The sequence below is a fragment of the Devosia albogilva genome, assembly GCF_042685625.1.
GTDB lineage: Bacteria > Pseudomonadota > Alphaproteobacteria > Rhizobiales > Devosiaceae > Devosia > Devosia albogilva.
This window is the reverse complement of record NZ_JBHUNP010000001.1, coordinates 94,410-107,669: the sequence shown is the minus strand read 5'-3', so window position 1 is coordinate 107,669 and position 13,260 is coordinate 94,410. Positions and strand designations below refer to the sequence as shown.

At 66.0% G+C, this 13,260-nt stretch carries 16 protein-coding genes; 6 read left to right on the top strand and 10 right to left on the bottom strand.

Annotation, left to right across the window (positions count from 1 at the left end; genetic code table 11):
* Positions 1–35 precede the first annotated feature (35 nt).
* The 5 genes from ACFSX5_RS00570 to ACFSX5_RS00550 all read right to left on the bottom strand — a co-directional run bounded on the left by ACFSX5_RS00570 (position 36) and on the right by ACFSX5_RS00550 (position 4,341).
* The gene (locus ACFSX5_RS00570) at positions 36–527 is read right to left on the bottom strand and encodes a GAF domain-containing protein (RefSeq protein WP_386830776.1); all 492 of its coding nucleotides are present in this window, start codon (positions 525–527) and stop codon (positions 36–38) included.
* Between the two features lie 98 nt (positions 528–625).
* The gene (locus ACFSX5_RS00565; protein ID WP_386830774.1) at positions 626–1,360 is read right to left on the bottom strand and encodes an ABC transporter ATP-binding protein; all 735 of its coding nucleotides are present in this window, start codon (positions 1,358–1,360) and stop codon (positions 626–628) included.
* Positions 1,357–2,190, bottom strand: a complete 834-nt coding sequence (locus ACFSX5_RS00560; RefSeq protein WP_386830772.1) for an ABC transporter ATP-binding protein — start codon at positions 2,188–2,190, stop codon at positions 1,357–1,359. The genes ACFSX5_RS00565 and ACFSX5_RS00560 overlap by 4 nt, the downstream gene beginning before the upstream one ends.
* 178 nt (positions 2,191–2,368) lie before the next feature.
* Positions 2,369–3,271 carry an ABC transporter permease gene (locus ACFSX5_RS00555; protein ID WP_386830770.1) on the bottom strand — a complete coding sequence of 301 codons (903 nt, stop codon included), beginning with the start codon at positions 3,269–3,271 and terminating at the stop codon, positions 2,369–2,371.
* The gene (locus tag ACFSX5_RS00550; protein WP_386830768.1) at positions 3,271–4,341 is read right to left on the bottom strand and encodes an ABC transporter permease; all 1,071 of its coding nucleotides are present in this window, start codon (positions 4,339–4,341) and stop codon (positions 3,271–3,273) included. Before ACFSX5_RS00550 ends, ACFSX5_RS00555 begins: the two co-directional genes overlap by 1 nt.
* Positions 4,342–4,493: 152 nt before the next feature.
* Between ACFSX5_RS00550 and ACFSX5_RS00545 the strand changes: the two genes are divergently transcribed.
* Together ACFSX5_RS00545 and ACFSX5_RS00540 are read left to right on the top strand one after the other, a co-directional pair.
* A complete protein-coding gene (locus ACFSX5_RS00545) occupies positions 4,494–5,144 on the top strand; it encodes a helix-turn-helix domain-containing protein (protein ID WP_386835538.1) in 651 nt (216 codons plus the stop codon).
* Positions 5,141–6,727 (top strand): ABC transporter substrate-binding protein, encoded by a 1,587-nt coding sequence (locus ACFSX5_RS00540; protein ID WP_386830766.1) that lies wholly within the window; start codon positions 5,141–5,143, stop codon positions 6,725–6,727. The genes ACFSX5_RS00545 and ACFSX5_RS00540 overlap by 4 nt, the downstream gene beginning before the upstream one ends.
* A 54-nt stretch (positions 6,728–6,781) precedes the next feature.
* Here ACFSX5_RS00540 and ACFSX5_RS00535 read toward each other — a convergent pair whose 3' ends face one another.
* The 3 genes from ACFSX5_RS00535 to ACFSX5_RS00525 all read right to left on the bottom strand — a co-directional run bounded on the left by ACFSX5_RS00535 (position 6,782) and on the right by ACFSX5_RS00525 (position 8,294).
* Positions 6,782–7,534 carry an SDR family NAD(P)-dependent oxidoreductase gene (locus ACFSX5_RS00535; RefSeq protein WP_386830764.1) on the bottom strand — a complete coding sequence of 251 codons (753 nt, stop codon included), beginning with the start codon at positions 7,532–7,534 and terminating at the stop codon, positions 6,782–6,784.
* A gap of 35 nt (positions 7,535–7,569) precedes the next feature.
* Entirely contained in the window at positions 7,570–7,770 is a 201-nt protein-coding gene (locus tag ACFSX5_RS00530) for a hypothetical protein (protein ID WP_386830762.1), read from the bottom strand.
* Between the two features lie 74 nt (positions 7,771–7,844).
* On the bottom strand, positions 7,845–8,294 hold the full coding sequence (locus tag ACFSX5_RS00525) for a universal stress protein (RefSeq protein ID WP_386830761.1): 450 nt from the start codon (positions 8,292–8,294) through the stop codon (positions 7,845–7,847).
* 235 nt (positions 8,295–8,529) lie between these two features.
* On the opposite strand from ACFSX5_RS00525, the gene ACFSX5_RS00520 reads away from it, so the two are divergent.
* The 4 genes from ACFSX5_RS00520 (at position 8,530) to ACFSX5_RS00505 (ending at position 11,766) form a co-directional block, all read left to right on the top strand.
* Positions 8,530–9,432 carry a sulfurtransferase gene (locus ACFSX5_RS00520; RefSeq protein WP_386830759.1) on the top strand — a complete coding sequence of 301 codons (903 nt, stop codon included), beginning with the start codon at positions 8,530–8,532 and terminating at the stop codon, positions 9,430–9,432.
* Positions 9,433–9,519: 87 nt separating this feature from the next.
* Positions 9,520–10,737: a YeeE/YedE family protein gene (locus ACFSX5_RS00515; protein ID WP_386830757.1), complete on the top strand. Its 1,218-nt coding sequence runs from the start codon at positions 9,520–9,522 to the stop codon at positions 10,735–10,737.
* Positions 10,734–11,174, top strand: coding sequence for a hypothetical protein (locus ACFSX5_RS00510; RefSeq protein ID WP_386830755.1), 441 nt, complete (start codon positions 10,734–10,736; stop codon positions 11,172–11,174). The genes ACFSX5_RS00515 and ACFSX5_RS00510 overlap by 4 nt, the downstream gene beginning before the upstream one ends.
* Position 11,175: 1 nt before the next feature.
* The gene (locus ACFSX5_RS00505; protein ID WP_386830753.1) at positions 11,176–11,766 is read left to right on the top strand and encodes a DUF6969 family protein; all 591 of its coding nucleotides are present in this window, start codon (positions 11,176–11,178) and stop codon (positions 11,764–11,766) included.
* Positions 11,767–11,794: 28 nt separating this feature from the next.
* On the opposite strand, the gene ehuA is transcribed toward ACFSX5_RS00505, so the two are convergent.
* Positions 11,795–12,568, bottom strand: a complete 774-nt coding sequence (gene ehuA / locus ACFSX5_RS00500) for an ectoine/hydroxyectoine ABC transporter ATP-binding protein EhuA (RefSeq protein ID WP_386830751.1) — start codon at positions 12,566–12,568, stop codon at positions 11,795–11,797.
* Complete coding sequence (gene ehuD / locus ACFSX5_RS00495) at positions 12,565–13,257, bottom strand: ectoine/hydroxyectoine ABC transporter permease subunit EhuD (protein ID WP_386830749.1); 693 nt, start codon at positions 13,255–13,257, stop codon at positions 12,565–12,567. Before ehuD ends, ehuA begins: the two co-directional genes overlap by 4 nt.
* Between the last annotated feature and the right edge of the window lie 3 nt (positions 13,258–13,260).

Sequence of the window (13,260 nt, the reverse complement as noted above, 5' to 3'; positions counted from 1 at the left end):
GGGAGGTGGGGTGGGGGCCTGCGATGTTGGAAACGTCAGCCGCGGGCGGCTAGGACGGCGAGCTTGGCAGGGATCAGGAGCACGTCGCGGATGGTCTGCAGGCGTTCCGGTGTGTAGTGGCCGGCGACGTCGAGCAGGTTCATGCAGCCGACCAGCTCGTCCTTGAGGATGAGCGGGACGTTGACCACAGACTGGCAGCCCAGCGAGTTGATTAGCTCGTGGTCGAACAGCACCTTGGCGATGTCCTCGATGGTGTTGGCGACGAAGAACTCGCGCTTGCCGTGGACGATGTCGAACCAGGGGCCGTAGTTCAGCGGCTTGGTGCCGGAAGTGGGGTAGCTCACGGGATCGCTGGTATAGGCGCGGCGGGACAGCTCGGCTTCCATGTCGACCAGCATCACGGTGAACAGCTTGGCGCCGACGACGGCGCGGGCAAGGTCCTGCAGGGCGCGGAAGGCTTCTTCGGCGCTCTTGGCCTTGCTGATGGCGGCGTCGAAGGCGGCGAGGGCAGGGGTGTGGTCGGTCATTGGTCGTCCTTGGGGCTAGTTATTGGGTGGGGAGCCGCAGGGAATGACTGGCGGCCGTGCCCACCCGGCCTCCCCGAGAGGGAGGGGTGGAGCGAGTTTCAGGCGCCTTCGGTGGCGGCGAGCAGCTCGCGGGAATAGGGGTCGTTGAGCTTGCCGGCCTTGAGCTGCGCCACATCGGCGACCTCAACGATCCGGCCCTGGCGCATGACGGCGAGGCGATCGCAGAGGAAGCTCACCACCGGCAGGTTGTGGGTGACGAGCAGATAAGTGAGGCCCTGCTCGCGGCGGAGGCGCTTCAGCAGGTTGAGGATTTCGGCCTGAACGGAAACGTCGAGTGCGGAGGTTGGCTCGTCGAGCAGCAGCACCTTCGGCTCGAGCATCAGGGCGCGCGCGATGGCGACGCGCTGTCGCTGGCCGCCGGAGAGCTGATGGGGGAAGCGGAAGCGGAAACGCTGGTCGAGGCCGACGGCGCTGAGCATGGCTTCGACACGCTCGCCGCGGTTGCCGACGCCATGGATGGCGAGCGGTTCGGACAAGGTGGCGTCGATGGTCTTGCGGGGGTGCAGCGATCCGTAGGGATCCTGAAACACCATCTGCACCTGGCGCGATACGGCGCGATCGACATGGTGGCTGCGCGGCTCGCCCATGACCGAGATGGCGCCGGTCCAATCGGGGGCGAGGCCGGCGATGGCGCGCAGGATGGTGGACTTGCCGGAGCCGGATTCGCCAACCAGCGCAAAGCTCTCGCCTTCGCTGATGGTGAGGTCGACGCCGAACACCACCTTGGTGTCGCCGTAGGAGATATCGAGATCGGAAAGAGCGATGGCGTTCATGTGCCGGCCCACTGGGTGCGATCCAGCACCGGCAGTTCGTCCCGGGCTTCGTCGATGGTTGGCATGGCGGCGAGCAGGCCGCGCGTATAGGGGTGCTGGGCCTTGTCGAGCTCGCCGGCAGCGCATTCCTCGACCACGTGGCCGGCATTCATCACCAGGATGCGGTCGCAATAGCGGCTGACGAGATTGAGGTCGTGGCTGATCAGGATAAGCCCCATGCCCTTGCGGGTCACGAGATCGTCGATGATGTCGAGCACCTGCGCTTGCACCGAGACGTCTAGCGCCGAGGTCGGCTCGTCGGCGATCAGCAGTTCCGGCTCGGGGATCAGCATCATCGAGATCATGATGCGTTGCCCCATGCCGCCGGAGACTTCGTGCGGGTAGAGGCCGGCGACGCGCTCGGGATCGTTGATGCGGACCGCGTGGAGCATCTCGATCACGCGGGCCTGCACGTCACCGCGCGGCAGCTTTTGGTGCGCCACGAGCGCCTCGGCGATCTGGGCGCCGACGGTCATCACCGGATTGAGCGAGAATTTGGGGTCCTGCATCACCATCGAGATGCGGGCGCCGCGAATGTCCCGCATCTGTCGCTCGCTCTGGGCGAGGATGTCGATGCCGTCGAAATGCAGCCGGTCGGCAGTAACCTGGCCGGGCTTGCGGATGAGCTTGAGGATGGAGCGGCCGGTCATGGACTTGCCCGAGCCGGATTCGCCGACGATGCCCAGCCGCTCGCGCCCGAGGGTGAAGGACAGGCCCTTCACCACTTCGACGCGACCGCGGTGGGTGGGGAAGCTGACGCGCAGGTTTTCGACTTCGAGGAGGGTGTTCATGAGTGGGCCTCCTCATGCACAAGACCTGTGGAGGCATTCTCCCTCCCCCCCTCAGGGGGAGGGTTAGGGTGGGGGGTAGTCCGGTGTTCCGCCGATGGCCCCCCACCCTCGATCCCTCCCCTCAAGGGGGAGGGAGGCAAAGGAGCACAGAGAGCAATGCTCGCGGAGTAGAGAGTCATCAGCCTTTGCCCTCGCTCTTGGGGTCGAGCACGTCACGCAGGCCGTCGCCCAGGAAGCAGAAGCCGAGGGAGACGATGATGATGGCAAAGCCGGGCATGGTTGCGACCCACCACTGGTCGAGGATGAAGGTGCGGCCGCGCGAGATCATGGCGCCCCATTCCGGCAGCGGCGGCTGGGCGCCGAGGCCGAGGAAGCCGAGGCCGGCGGCGGTGAGGATCACGCCCGCCATGTCGAGGGTGACGCGCACGATCATCGAGGAGGTGCAGAGCGGCAGGATGTGCTGGACGATGACGCGGATGGGACCGCCGCCCGCAAGCTGTACGGCCGAGATGTATTCGGCATTGCGGATGGTCAGCGTCTCGGCCCGGGCAATACGGGCATAGGCGGGCCAGGAGGTGATGGCGATGGCGATGATGGCGTTGTTGATGCCTGGGCCGAGGGCGGCGACGAAAGCCAGCGCCAGGATCAGCTTGGGCAGCGACAGGAAGATGTCGGTGAAGCCCATCAACACGCGGTCGACCCAGCCGCCGAAATAGCCGGCGACGGCGCCGATCAGGAGGCCCAGCGGGGCGGAGATCAGGGCCACCAGCAGGACGATGGTCAGGGTGATCTGCGAGCCCCAGATCACGCGGGAGAAGATGTCCCGGCCCAGTTCGTCGGTGCCCATCCAGTATTCGCCCGAGGGCGGCAGCAGCCGCGCGGAGAGGTTCTGCCCGGTCGGGGAATAGGGCGCGATCCAGGGCGCGAAGGCGGCCGTCAGCAGCAGCAGGAGGATGATCGCCAGCCCGAGCGCCGAGAGCGGATTGCGCACCAGGGCGGTGACGACGCGGTAGAAGCGGCCGGCATTGGCCTGCAGGCGCGAAGTGGGGGAGTCGGCGAGAAGCCAGTCGCGAGTGGACATCAGCGGGCCCTCGGGTCGAGGACGCGGTAGAGCACGTCCGAGATCTTGTTGATGGCAATGAACACGGCGCCGACGACCAGGGTAGCGCCGAGCACGGCGTTCATGTCGGCGTTGAGCAGGGCGGTGGTGAGATAGTTGCCGATGCCGGGCCAGGAGAACACGGTCTCGATCATGACGGAGCCTTCGAGCAGGCCGGCATAAGAGAGGCCGACGACCGTGATCAGCGGCACGCGGATGGGCTTGAAGGCGTGGCGCCAGATCACCACGCGTTCGGAGAGGCCCTTCACCCGGGCGGTGGTGACGAACTCCTGGCTCAACTGCTCGAGCATGAAGGAGCGGGTCATGCGGGCGATATAGGCGAGGCTGAAGAAGCCGAGCACCGAGGCCGGCAGGATGATGTGGGACACGGCGTTCCAGAAGATGTCGATCTCGCCGCGGATGAGGCTGTCGACCAGGATCATGCCGGTGACGGGCTCAACCAGGCCATCGTAAAAGATGTCGAGGCGCCCGGGGCCGCCAACCCAGCGCAGACGGGCGTAGAACACGGCGAGACCGACGAGGCCGAGCCAGAAGGCGGGGACGGAATAACCGAGCAGGCCGACGACGCGGATGGTCTGATCGAGCCAGGAGCCCTGGCGGGCGGCGGCAGTGACGCCGAGCGGCACGCCCAGGGCAACGCCAATCAGGATGCCGAGGGTAGCCATCTCGAAAGTGGCTGGGAAGAAGCGGCTGAGATCCTCGATGACTGGGCGGCCGGTGGACACGGACTGGCCGAGATCGCCAGTGAAGACGCTGCCGACATAAGAGATGAACTGCTGCCACAGCGGGCGATCGAGGCCCATGGCGATCTTGGCGGCGTCGTATTGCGCCTGGGTGGCGCGGTCACCGACGACGGACAGGACCGGATCGATGGGGATCACGCGGCCGATGAAGAAGGTGATGGCGAGCAGGCCGAGGAAGGTCAGAAACAGCGTCAGCGCGAAGCTGCCCAAGGTGACAACGCCGCGTCCGACACGGCGGCGCTGGGCGCCGTAGTCCGGCGGCTGGGTCAGGTTCTGCTCTAGCGCCACGGTGGTTCTTTCGCTCGAAAACAATGACTTGCCGGCGCTTCCGGAACCTGTCCGGGCGCTCGGGTCGCTTCACATGGTCCTTCCATTCTACAAGGAAGTTTGCTTATATCAAAAAAATTTTGGTGGGGCGGTCCGTGAGCGAAGCGGCGGTGATGGAGGAGAGGCGGCACCCCAAGGTCGGGGCTCTGATCCGTGCCCGCCGTCGCCAGCAGCAGATGACGCTGGTTGAACTCGGCGAGGCCGCCGACGTCTCCGTTGGCTATCTAAGCCAGGTGGAGCGCGACCATGCGACCCCGTCGCTCGGCACTCTGGCGCAGATCGCCCGGGCTCTTGAGGTCAGCATCGACTACTTCGTTTCGGCGCCGGCGACGCATGAGGCGCTGACGCGGGCAGGGGAGCGCAACCGCTTCTCGGTCGACGGCTCCTCGATCATCTATGAGCGGCTGGGCACGGAGTTTCCCGGCAATCAGCTCTCGAGCTTTCTGATGACGGTGCCGCCCGGCTATCGCTCGGAAACGGTCGCCCATGAGGGCGAGGAAATCCTGTTCGTGCTGGAAGGCTCCATCACCCAGCGCCTCGATGGCGAGGAGATGGTGATGAATGCCGGCGACAGCCTGCATTTCCGCGGCAATCGCCCCCATTCGTGGTCCAACCACACGGACAAACCGGCGCGCCTGCTCTGGACCGGCACGCTGGCTCTCTTTCGCTCCACCGCCCGCCCTCGCGCCGCGGCGGCGAAACCGAAAACCGGCGTCAACAAGCCGGTTAAGAAGCAAGTCACCCACAAGGAGAAACGCTCATGAAGCTCTTCCGCGCTGCCCTTCTGGCATCCGCGCTCACCCTGCCGCTGGCAGCCGGAGCTGCCTTTGCGGCGACGCCGGCCGATGCGCTGGTGATCGCCCAGAACATCGACGACATCGTCGCGCTCGATCCGGCTCAGGCCTACGAGTTCTCGGCCGGCGAGATCAACGCCAACCTCTATGACAAGCTGGTGCAGTACGACGCCGAGGACACCACCGTTCTCGCGCCCGGCCTTGCCAGCGAGTGGGTGGCCGACGAGGAAGCCAAGTCACTGACCTTCACCATGCGCGAGGGCGCCACCTTCGCCTCCGGCAACCCGGTGCGCCCGGAAGACGTGAAGTTCTCCTTCAAGCGCGTGGTGACGTTGAACCTCACCCCGGCCTTTATCCTGACCCAGCTCGGCTGGACCCCGGAGAACATCGACGAGATGGTGACGGTCGACGGCAACACCGTCACCGTGAAGTGGACCGGCGACTTCGCTTCGGCCTTCGTGCTGAACGTGCTCGCCGCCCGTCCCGGCGCCATCGTCGACGAAGTGCTGGTGATGGAGCACGAGGAGAATGGTGACTGGGGCAATGCCTGGCTCAACACCAACTCGGCCGGTTCCGGCCCCTATGTGCTGACCGACTACCGTCCGGCCGAACTCGTTCGCCTCACCGCCAACGAGAACTACTGGAACGGTGCCCCGGCGATGAACCAGGTGCTGATCCGTCACGTGGCCGAAGCGGCGACCCAGCAGTTGCTCTTGACCTCGGGCGACATCGACATCGCCAAGAACCTGACCCCCGACCAGATCGGCGGCCTGGGTGACGGCGTGAAGGTCGAGACCTATCCGCAGGCGGCCGTGCACTTCTTGTCGTTCAACCAGAAGACCGAAGAGCTGACCCCGCCGGCCGTGTGGGAAGCCGCGCGTTACCTCGTCGACTATGATGGGATGACCGAGACCTTCCTCAAGGGCCAGATGGAAAAGCACCAGGCATTCTGGCCGAAGGGCTTCCCGGGTTCCTATGACGAAACCCCGTTCAGCCTCGACGTCGAGAAGGCCAAGCAGATCCTGGCCGACGCTGGTGTCGAGACCCCGATCGATGTCACCCTCGACGTGATCAACTCGGCGCCGTTCACCGACATCGCGCAGTCGCTGCAGGCGACGTTTGCCGAGGCCGGCATCAACTTCGAGATCCTGCCCGGCACCGGCGCGCAGGTGATCACGAAGTATCGCGACCGTACTCACGAAGCCATGCTGCTGTACTGGGGCCCGGACTTCATGGACCCGCACTCGAACGCCAAGGCGTTTGCGTACAACTCCAACAATGCGGACGACAACTACACGGCAACCACCACCTGGCGGAACGCCTGGGCCGTGCCGCAGGAGATGAACGACGCCGTCAACGCGGCGCTGGCCGAAGCCGACCAGGACACCCGTAACGAGATGTATACGGAACTGCAGAAGCAGGTTCAGGCCGAAAGCCCGATCGTGATCATGTTCCAGGCGGCGCTGCAGATCGCCATGGCCGAGAACGTCGAGGGCTATGTGAACGGCTCGAACTCGGACTTCGTCTACTACCGGCTCGTGACCAAGAACTGATCCTCGGATCAGCAAGCGAAACTGCGGCGGCCCTGATGGCCGCCGCAGGCGTTTTCAGACCGCGGTATAGCCGCCGTCGACCAGATAGTAGCTGCCGGTGACGAACGAGGCGTCGTCCGAGAGCAGGAAGCGCACCACCTTCGCCACTTCCTCCGCCCGCCCAAGGCGCCCGAGCGGATGGCGCGAGACGAGCTGGGTGCGGGCCTCATCCGGCAGGTTGCCGAGGAGCGGAGTGTCGATATAGGCAGGGCCGACGCAGTTGATGCGCAGTCCCTGCGGCCCGTATTCAGCGGCGGCGTTCTTGGTGAGGCCCACCACGCCGTGCTTGGCGGCAGTGTAGGCGCCGTTGCCGATCGCGGCGACCGTGCCGTGGATCGAGGCCATGTTGACGATGGCGCTTTCGGCCGCGCCGGCCTGGACCATGGCCGGGATCTGATAGCGCATGCCGTAGAGGACGCCATTGAGGTTGATGTCGATGACGCGGTTCCAGTCGTCGAGATCGACATCGCCTGCGGGGGCCGACTTGCCGCCGATGCCGGCATTGTTCACGGCGTAGTGGAGCTTGCCGTAGGTGCTGAGTGCGAATTCCACGGCGGCCTTGTTGTCGGCCGCGGAGGCGCTGTTGGCGATCACGGTCGCCGCCTGGCCGCCAGTGGCGGCGATCTCGCCGGCGACGCGGTCGGCGCCCTCCTGGCTGATGTCGGCCAGCACGACCCTGGCGCCGAGTGACGCCAGCTCCTTGGCGATGGCTTCGCCGATGCCGGAACCGGCGCCGGTCACCAGCGCAACCTTGTCCTTGAACGTCATGGCTGTGTCCTCCGGTTGATGCTGTGGGGCAGGTGCTAGGTCGAAATGCTCAGAATGTGGCTCTCGAAGGCCACAAAGTCCCCCTCGATGGGAGTGCCCTGGTCCACAAGGGTCCGTTCGCCGGTGATGCGCAGATAGCCTTCCGAGACGACCTGCTCGATGATCTCGTCGAGTTCGCGTTCGTCGCTGAAGCCGATGCTGGTGCCGTTGCTGAGGGTGAGTTGATAATCGGCCATGGAGGGCTCCTCGTGGTTGCCCTGCTCAACGCTCTACCCGGAGGATGGGTCCATCCGGGCTGCCGCATGATCGACTACTTGATGATCAGCACCGGTACGGTGGAGCGGGCCAGAACTTCCGTGGCCTGGCTGCCGAGGATCAGCCGCCGCAGTCCGCGATTGCCATGCGAGCCCATCAGTATGGTGTCGCAGCCGCGGGATTCGGCCTCTTGCAGGATCGCGTCGGCCGGGCGTTGGCGCGGCGCGTACACGGTTTCAGCACTTACGCCGAGCTCTGATGCGCGGTTGGCCGCCGCGTTGAGGATCTTCGCCGCGCCGTCTCGGTAAGCTTCCTCGAGCCGTTCCACGAGCGGTCCGGCGCTCAAGGTGCCAAAGCCGCCGCTTCCGATGCCGGTGCTGATGGGATCGCTGGCGGTGAGAAAGGTCACGCGTGAGCCATGGGATTTCGCCAGATCCAGCCCAGCCTCCAGCGCCTTGTTGCTCAAATCGGAGCCATCTATCGCGATCAGCAGGTTCTGGAACATCGTCGTCTCCTCGGGACATGTGCGGGGAGACGATAGCCGCTCGCCCTATGGCGTCAACAAGGCGAAGGAGGCAGCCTCCGCGGCACGCCGCCGCGCTGGCGATGGAATTCCATTCTCTGTCGCCCAAGGCCGGTGGTCGGGTTTTGCCTTTCGCTGCGGACCTTTGGGACCGATGATGTCGCTCCGGCGCGGACGATCCGATAACATCGGATTACCTTTCCCGCAGGACTATCAGATGCGTCTTTCCTTTGTTGCTGCTGCCGCGATGTTGCTGGCGGCCCCCGTTGCTGCCCAGGCCGCCGACGTCACCCCGCTGGTGACGGCTGAATGGCTCAAGGCCAATGCCGCCGACGAGAACGTCGTCATCCTCGACATTCGCGACGACATCGAGGCGACCGACCTGGGTGACCTGCCCTATGTCGCCAACGCCGTCGTGGCGCCCTATGGGAGCGCCGGCTGGCGCACCGAGGTCCAGGGCGTGCCCGGCCAGATTCCGGCGGACGAGCAGATCGCCGAGCTGATCGGCGGCCTCGGTATCGATGGCGACGATCATGTGGTGATCGTGCCGTGGGGCACGGATTCGTCCGAATTCGGCGGCGCCACCCGCGTCTACTGGACGTTCAAGTATCTCGGGCACGACGCCGTCTCAATCCTCGACGGCGGCTGGCGCCAGTATGACGCCCAGGGCGGCGAACGCGTCGCCGAGCCGGTGACGCCGGTGGCGGTGGAGTTCCCCTACGAGGTACAGCCGCAGTTGCGCGCGACCACCGAGGACGTGGTTGCCGCACTCGAAGCCGGCACCAAGCTGGTCGATGGCCGCCCCGAGGAGCAGTATCTGGGCCAGGGCAAGAGCCCTGTGGCCCGCGTCGCCGGCACCCTGCCTGGCGCCGTCAACATCCCGCATTCCTCGTTCTACAGCGCCGAATATGCGAGCTTCGCCCTGCCGGAGACCATTGCCGCGCTGGCGGAGGGCGTCGGCCTTGCCGAGGACGAAGAGAACATCGTGTTCTGCAACACCGGCCACTGGGCCTCGATCGCCTGGTTCGCGCTGAGCGAAGTGGCCGGCAACAAGAACACCGCCATGTATGACGGCTCCATGGCCGAGTGGACTGCCGATCCGGCCCGCCCGGTTCAGTAAGCCCACCGACATGATCTTCGGGTTTGGGTGTTGCACTCGATCGGTGCGGCATCCAAACCTTTTTGTGCATTCCGCTGATTGAGTCCCATGACTGACCTGACCGCCTCCGCGCCGAAGCTTGCTCCGCCTCCTATCGCCTTCGACCGCGCCCCCTTCTTTGTTTCCGCCGCGATGCTGCTGGTCGGCTTCGCGCTCATCACCCTGCTGGTCGATCTGCGCCAGGGCACCCTGTTCCTGATCGGCGGTGGCCTTGGCGTGGCGCTCTACCATGGCTCCTTCGGCTTTACCGGCGGCTGGCGCCGCATGGTGGTGGAGCGCCGCGGCCGCGGCATGCGCGCCCAGATGCTGACCATCGGCGTTGCCGCCCTGGCGATGATCCCGCTGGTTGCCGCCGGCAATATCGGCGGCCAGCCGATGGTCGGGGCGATGGCGCCGGTCGGCGTCTCGGTGCTGCTCGGTGCGGCCATGTTCGGGCTCGGCATGCAACTCGGCGGCGGCTGTGGCTCGGGCACATTGTTCACCGTCGGCGGCGGCTCCGCCCGCATGCTGGTGACGCTGGTGTTCTTCATCGTCGGGGCACTGGTCGGCACGGCGCACTTGCCGTTCTGGCTCGAACAGCCGGCCCTGCCGGCCGTCAGCATCGGCGCCGAGCTCGGCGTCGGCTTTGCCGTGGCGGCGACGGTTGCCGGTCTCGCCCTGGTGGCGCTGATCACGGCCGTGATCGAAAAGCGCGTCCATGGGGACATCGAGCGGGAGCCCGTTCCCAAGAGCGGCGACTGGAGCTGGATCTGGCGTGGTCCGTGGCCGCTGGTCGGCGCCGGCCTGGTGCTGGCACTGCTCAACATCGCCACGCTGCTGCTGGCCGGTCATCCGTGGTCGATCACCTATGGTTTCGGATTGTGGGGCGCCAAGATCGCGCAGGCGGTCGGCATCGACGTCGCGAGCTGGGAATTCTGGACCTGGCCGGCGCAGGCGCAGGCACTGAACTCCAGCGTGCTCGCCGATTCCGTGTCGGTCATGGATTTCGGCCTGGTGCTGGGCGCCGCAGTGGCTGCCGCCGTGGCCGGCAAGTTCGCGCCCAAGGCCAAGCTGCCGCTGGGTTCGCTGCTGGCGGCCGTGGTCGGCGGCCTGCTGATGGGCTATGGCGCGCGGCTGTCCTTCGGCTGCAATATCGGTGCGCTGTTCTCGGGCATTGCCACGGGAAGCCTGCATGGCTGGCTGTGGTTCGCGGCCGCCTTTGTCGGCTCCATCGGCGGCATCGCCCTTCGTCCTGTGTTTGGTCTCGACGGATTTGCCAAGAAATGAGCGCCCGCAACACTCTCCTCTTCGGTGCAGCGCTCGCCGTCACCACTGCCGCCGTGGCCTATGACCACATCAGCAATCCGGTGCCGCCTCGCCCCGTCTATGGCGGCACCGCTGCTGCGGCCGGCAACGCGCCGTGCGCCGCTGCCCCCTGTGCGGCCGGCGCGGCGCTAGCGCCCTGCGCTGCAGGGGCGCCGACTGCCGTTTCGAAAGCGCCGCCGCCACCGCCGCCCGCCGCGGCACCTTGTGCGGCCGGTGCACCGCAACTGGCAGCGCCGCCACCGCCACCGGCTACGCCGCCTGCTGCCGGCAAGGCGCCGCCACCGCCGCCGCCCGCAACACCTCCCGCCGCCGCCACGCCGTTGCAGGCGCCGCCACCACCGCCCCAGGCCAAGCCTGCAGGCGAGGAGGCGCCGGACCTGGTGGTTGGAGGGCAGTAAGGTGTCCGACGATGCCCGCGAGAGAGCCTTGGCCGAGATCGCCTTCTGCGAGGCGGTGCTGGCCAAGGGCGGCCAGACGGTCTTGACCGAGACCTTTGCGGGCGTGTCGAGCATCGATGCCTGGGAGCACTACCCACCCGGCGACGTGTTCGATCCGGCCAGCAATTCGCAGTGGTTCTACCACTGCCATCCGGCCAGCGAAGGTTCCGCCGAGCACGGCCACTTCCATTGCTTCCTGCGGCCCGAGGGGCCGCAGGGGCCGATCCATCATCTCGTCGCGGTGGGAGTGGATGCCAACGGCAAGCTGCTGCGTCTGTTCACCGTCAACCAGTGGGTGGTGGGCGATGACTGGGCCGATGCCGAGGCGACCATTCCGTTGCTATCGCGGTTCGACATGCAGATGCCGCGGCCGTCCTATCTGGTGAACCGCTGGCTCACCGCGGTGCTGGCGGCGTATGAGGCGGAAATCGCCGACTTGCTGCGCCAGCGGGATCGGGTGCTCGCCGGCCATCGGTCGGCCGACGGCGTTCCCGTTCGAGAGGACCGCTCGCTCGAGGTGACATCCGAACTGCTGATCAGCGCCGTGCGGTAATGGCAAGCTGCGCGAAACGGCAGCCGGATTAGTCCAGCACCGCCTTGAGGAATTCGCGGGTGCGGTCCTCGCTGGGGTCGGTGAACAGCTCTTCCGGCGTGCCTTGCTCGCGGATCTTGCCCCGGTCGAAGAAACAGACGCGGTCTGAGATCTCCCGGGCGAAGCGCATCTCGTGCGTGACCAGCAGCATGGTTAGGTCGTGCTCCTCGGCGAGCATACCGATGACGTTGAGGACCTCCCCTACCAGTTCCGGGTCGAGTGCTGACGTCGGCTCGTCGAAGAGCAGCACGTTGGGCCGCATGGCAAGGGCGCGGGCGATGCCGACGCGCTGCTGCTGGCCGCCGGAGAGCTGGTGCGGGTATTTCTGCGCCTGATCGGCCAGGCCAACGAGCTCGAGCAGTTCCTCGGCGCGTAGGCGGGCGTCCTGCTTGGACAGGCCCAAAACCTTGGTAGGCGCTTCGGTGATGTTGCGCAGCACGGTCATGTGCGGGAACAGGTTGAACTGCTGGAACACCATGCCGAGCTGGGCGCGCATCTTGCGCAGATGCGCTTCGCTGGCCGGCTTGAGGCCGTCGGGTTCCGGTTCGTGCCATAGGGGCTCGCCCGCGACGGTGACGACGCCGTCGTCGATGTTCTCGAGCGTCATCAGGATGCGGAGGACCGTCGACTTGCCGGAGCCAGATGGGCCGATGATGGACACCTTCTCGCCCTTGGCAACTTGGAAATCGAGCTTGTTGAGCACGGTGAGGTCACCGAACCGCTTCACCACCTTGTCGAACTTGATGATTGGGTCGTCGGTCATTTCAAGGGGATTCCCTGTTTCGGCAGCCAGTTGTCGAGCAGGCGCACGCCTGCCGAGGCCACCAGCGTCATGATGAGGTAGAGCGCGCCGACCATCGACAACGGCACGAGATAGTTGAAGGTGCGGTCGCCGACGATCTTGGCGACGTTGAGCATTTCCAGCACGGTCACGACCGAGAGGACGGGCACGTCCTTCATGATCGAGACGAGGTAGTTGCCCATTGCCGGCACGATGCGGGGCACCGCCTGCGGCACCACGATATGGGTGAAGGCGCGGGACGGCGAGAGATTGAGGGCTCGCGCCGCCTCGCGCTGGTCTCGTCCCACCGCTTCCAGGCCGGCCCGGTACACTTCGGAGGTGTAGGCGCTGTACTGGATGCCGAGGGCGAGCGCCCCGGTCATGAACGCGGGCAGCAGGATGCCGTATTCGGGCAGCACGTAGTAAAGAAAGAACAGTTGCACCAGGAGCGGTGTGTCGCGAATGAATTCGGTCACGATCGTTGCCGGCCAGGAGATGATCCGCGCCGGAGCCGCCTTGAGCACAGCCCAGAACAGGCCGAGCACCAGAGCGACAAGGAAGCCGAGAACGGTGGCCTGGATCGTCACCACCATGCCGGTGAGCAGGATCGGCAGGATTGATATGGCGAAGGCGAGGGGACTGGAGAGGTCCCATTCATATCCGAAAAGCATGGG

Excerpts from the sequence above, each read along its gene's own strand:
- ACFSX5_RS00520 (WP_386830759.1), top strand. The coding sequence starts at position 8,530 with ATGCGTCTTTCCTTTGTTGCTGCTGCCGCGATGTTGCTGGCGGCCCCC.
- ACFSX5_RS00545 (WP_386835538.1), top strand. The coding sequence starts at position 4,494 with ATGGAGGAGAGGCGGCACCCCAAGGTCGGGGCTCTGATCCGTGCCCGC.
- ACFSX5_RS00560 (WP_386830772.1), bottom strand. The coding sequence starts at position 2,190 with ATGAACACCCTCCTCGAAGTCGAAAACCTGCGCGTCAGCTTCCCCACC.
- ACFSX5_RS00515 (WP_386830757.1), top strand. The coding sequence starts at position 9,520 with ATGACTGACCTGACCGCCTCCGCGCCGAAGCTTGCTCCGCCTCCTATC.
- ACFSX5_RS00540 (WP_386830766.1), top strand. The coding sequence starts at position 5,141 with ATGAAGCTCTTCCGCGCTGCCCTTCTGGCATCCGCGCTCACCCTGCCG.
- ehuA (WP_386830751.1), bottom strand. The coding sequence starts at position 12,568 with ATGACCGACGACCCAATCATCAAGTTCGACAAGGTGGTGAAGCGGTTC.
- ehuD (WP_386830749.1), bottom strand. The coding sequence starts at position 13,257 with ATGCTTTTCGGATATGAATGGGACCTCTCCAGTCCCCTCGCCTTCGCC.
- ACFSX5_RS00535 (WP_386830764.1), bottom strand. The coding sequence starts at position 7,534 with ATGACGTTCAAGGACAAGGTTGCGCTGGTGACCGGCGCCGGTTCCGGC.
- ACFSX5_RS00570 (WP_386830776.1), bottom strand. The coding sequence starts at position 527 with ATGACCGACCACACCCCTGCCCTCGCCGCCTTCGACGCCGCCATCAGC.
- ACFSX5_RS00525 (WP_386830761.1), bottom strand. The coding sequence starts at position 8,294 with ATGTTCCAGAACCTGCTGATCGCGATAGATGGCTCCGATTTGAGCAAC.
- ACFSX5_RS00555 (WP_386830770.1), bottom strand. The coding sequence starts at position 3,271 with ATGTCCACTCGCGACTGGCTTCTCGCCGACTCCCCCACTTCGCGCCTG.
- ACFSX5_RS00510 (WP_386830755.1), top strand. The coding sequence starts at position 10,734 with ATGAGCGCCCGCAACACTCTCCTCTTCGGTGCAGCGCTCGCCGTCACC.
- ACFSX5_RS00530 (WP_386830762.1), bottom strand. The coding sequence starts at position 7,770 with ATGGCCGATTATCAACTCACCCTCAGCAACGGCACCAGCATCGGCTTC.
- ACFSX5_RS00565 (WP_386830774.1), bottom strand. The coding sequence starts at position 1,360 with ATGAACGCCATCGCTCTTTCCGATCTCGATATCTCCTACGGCGACACC.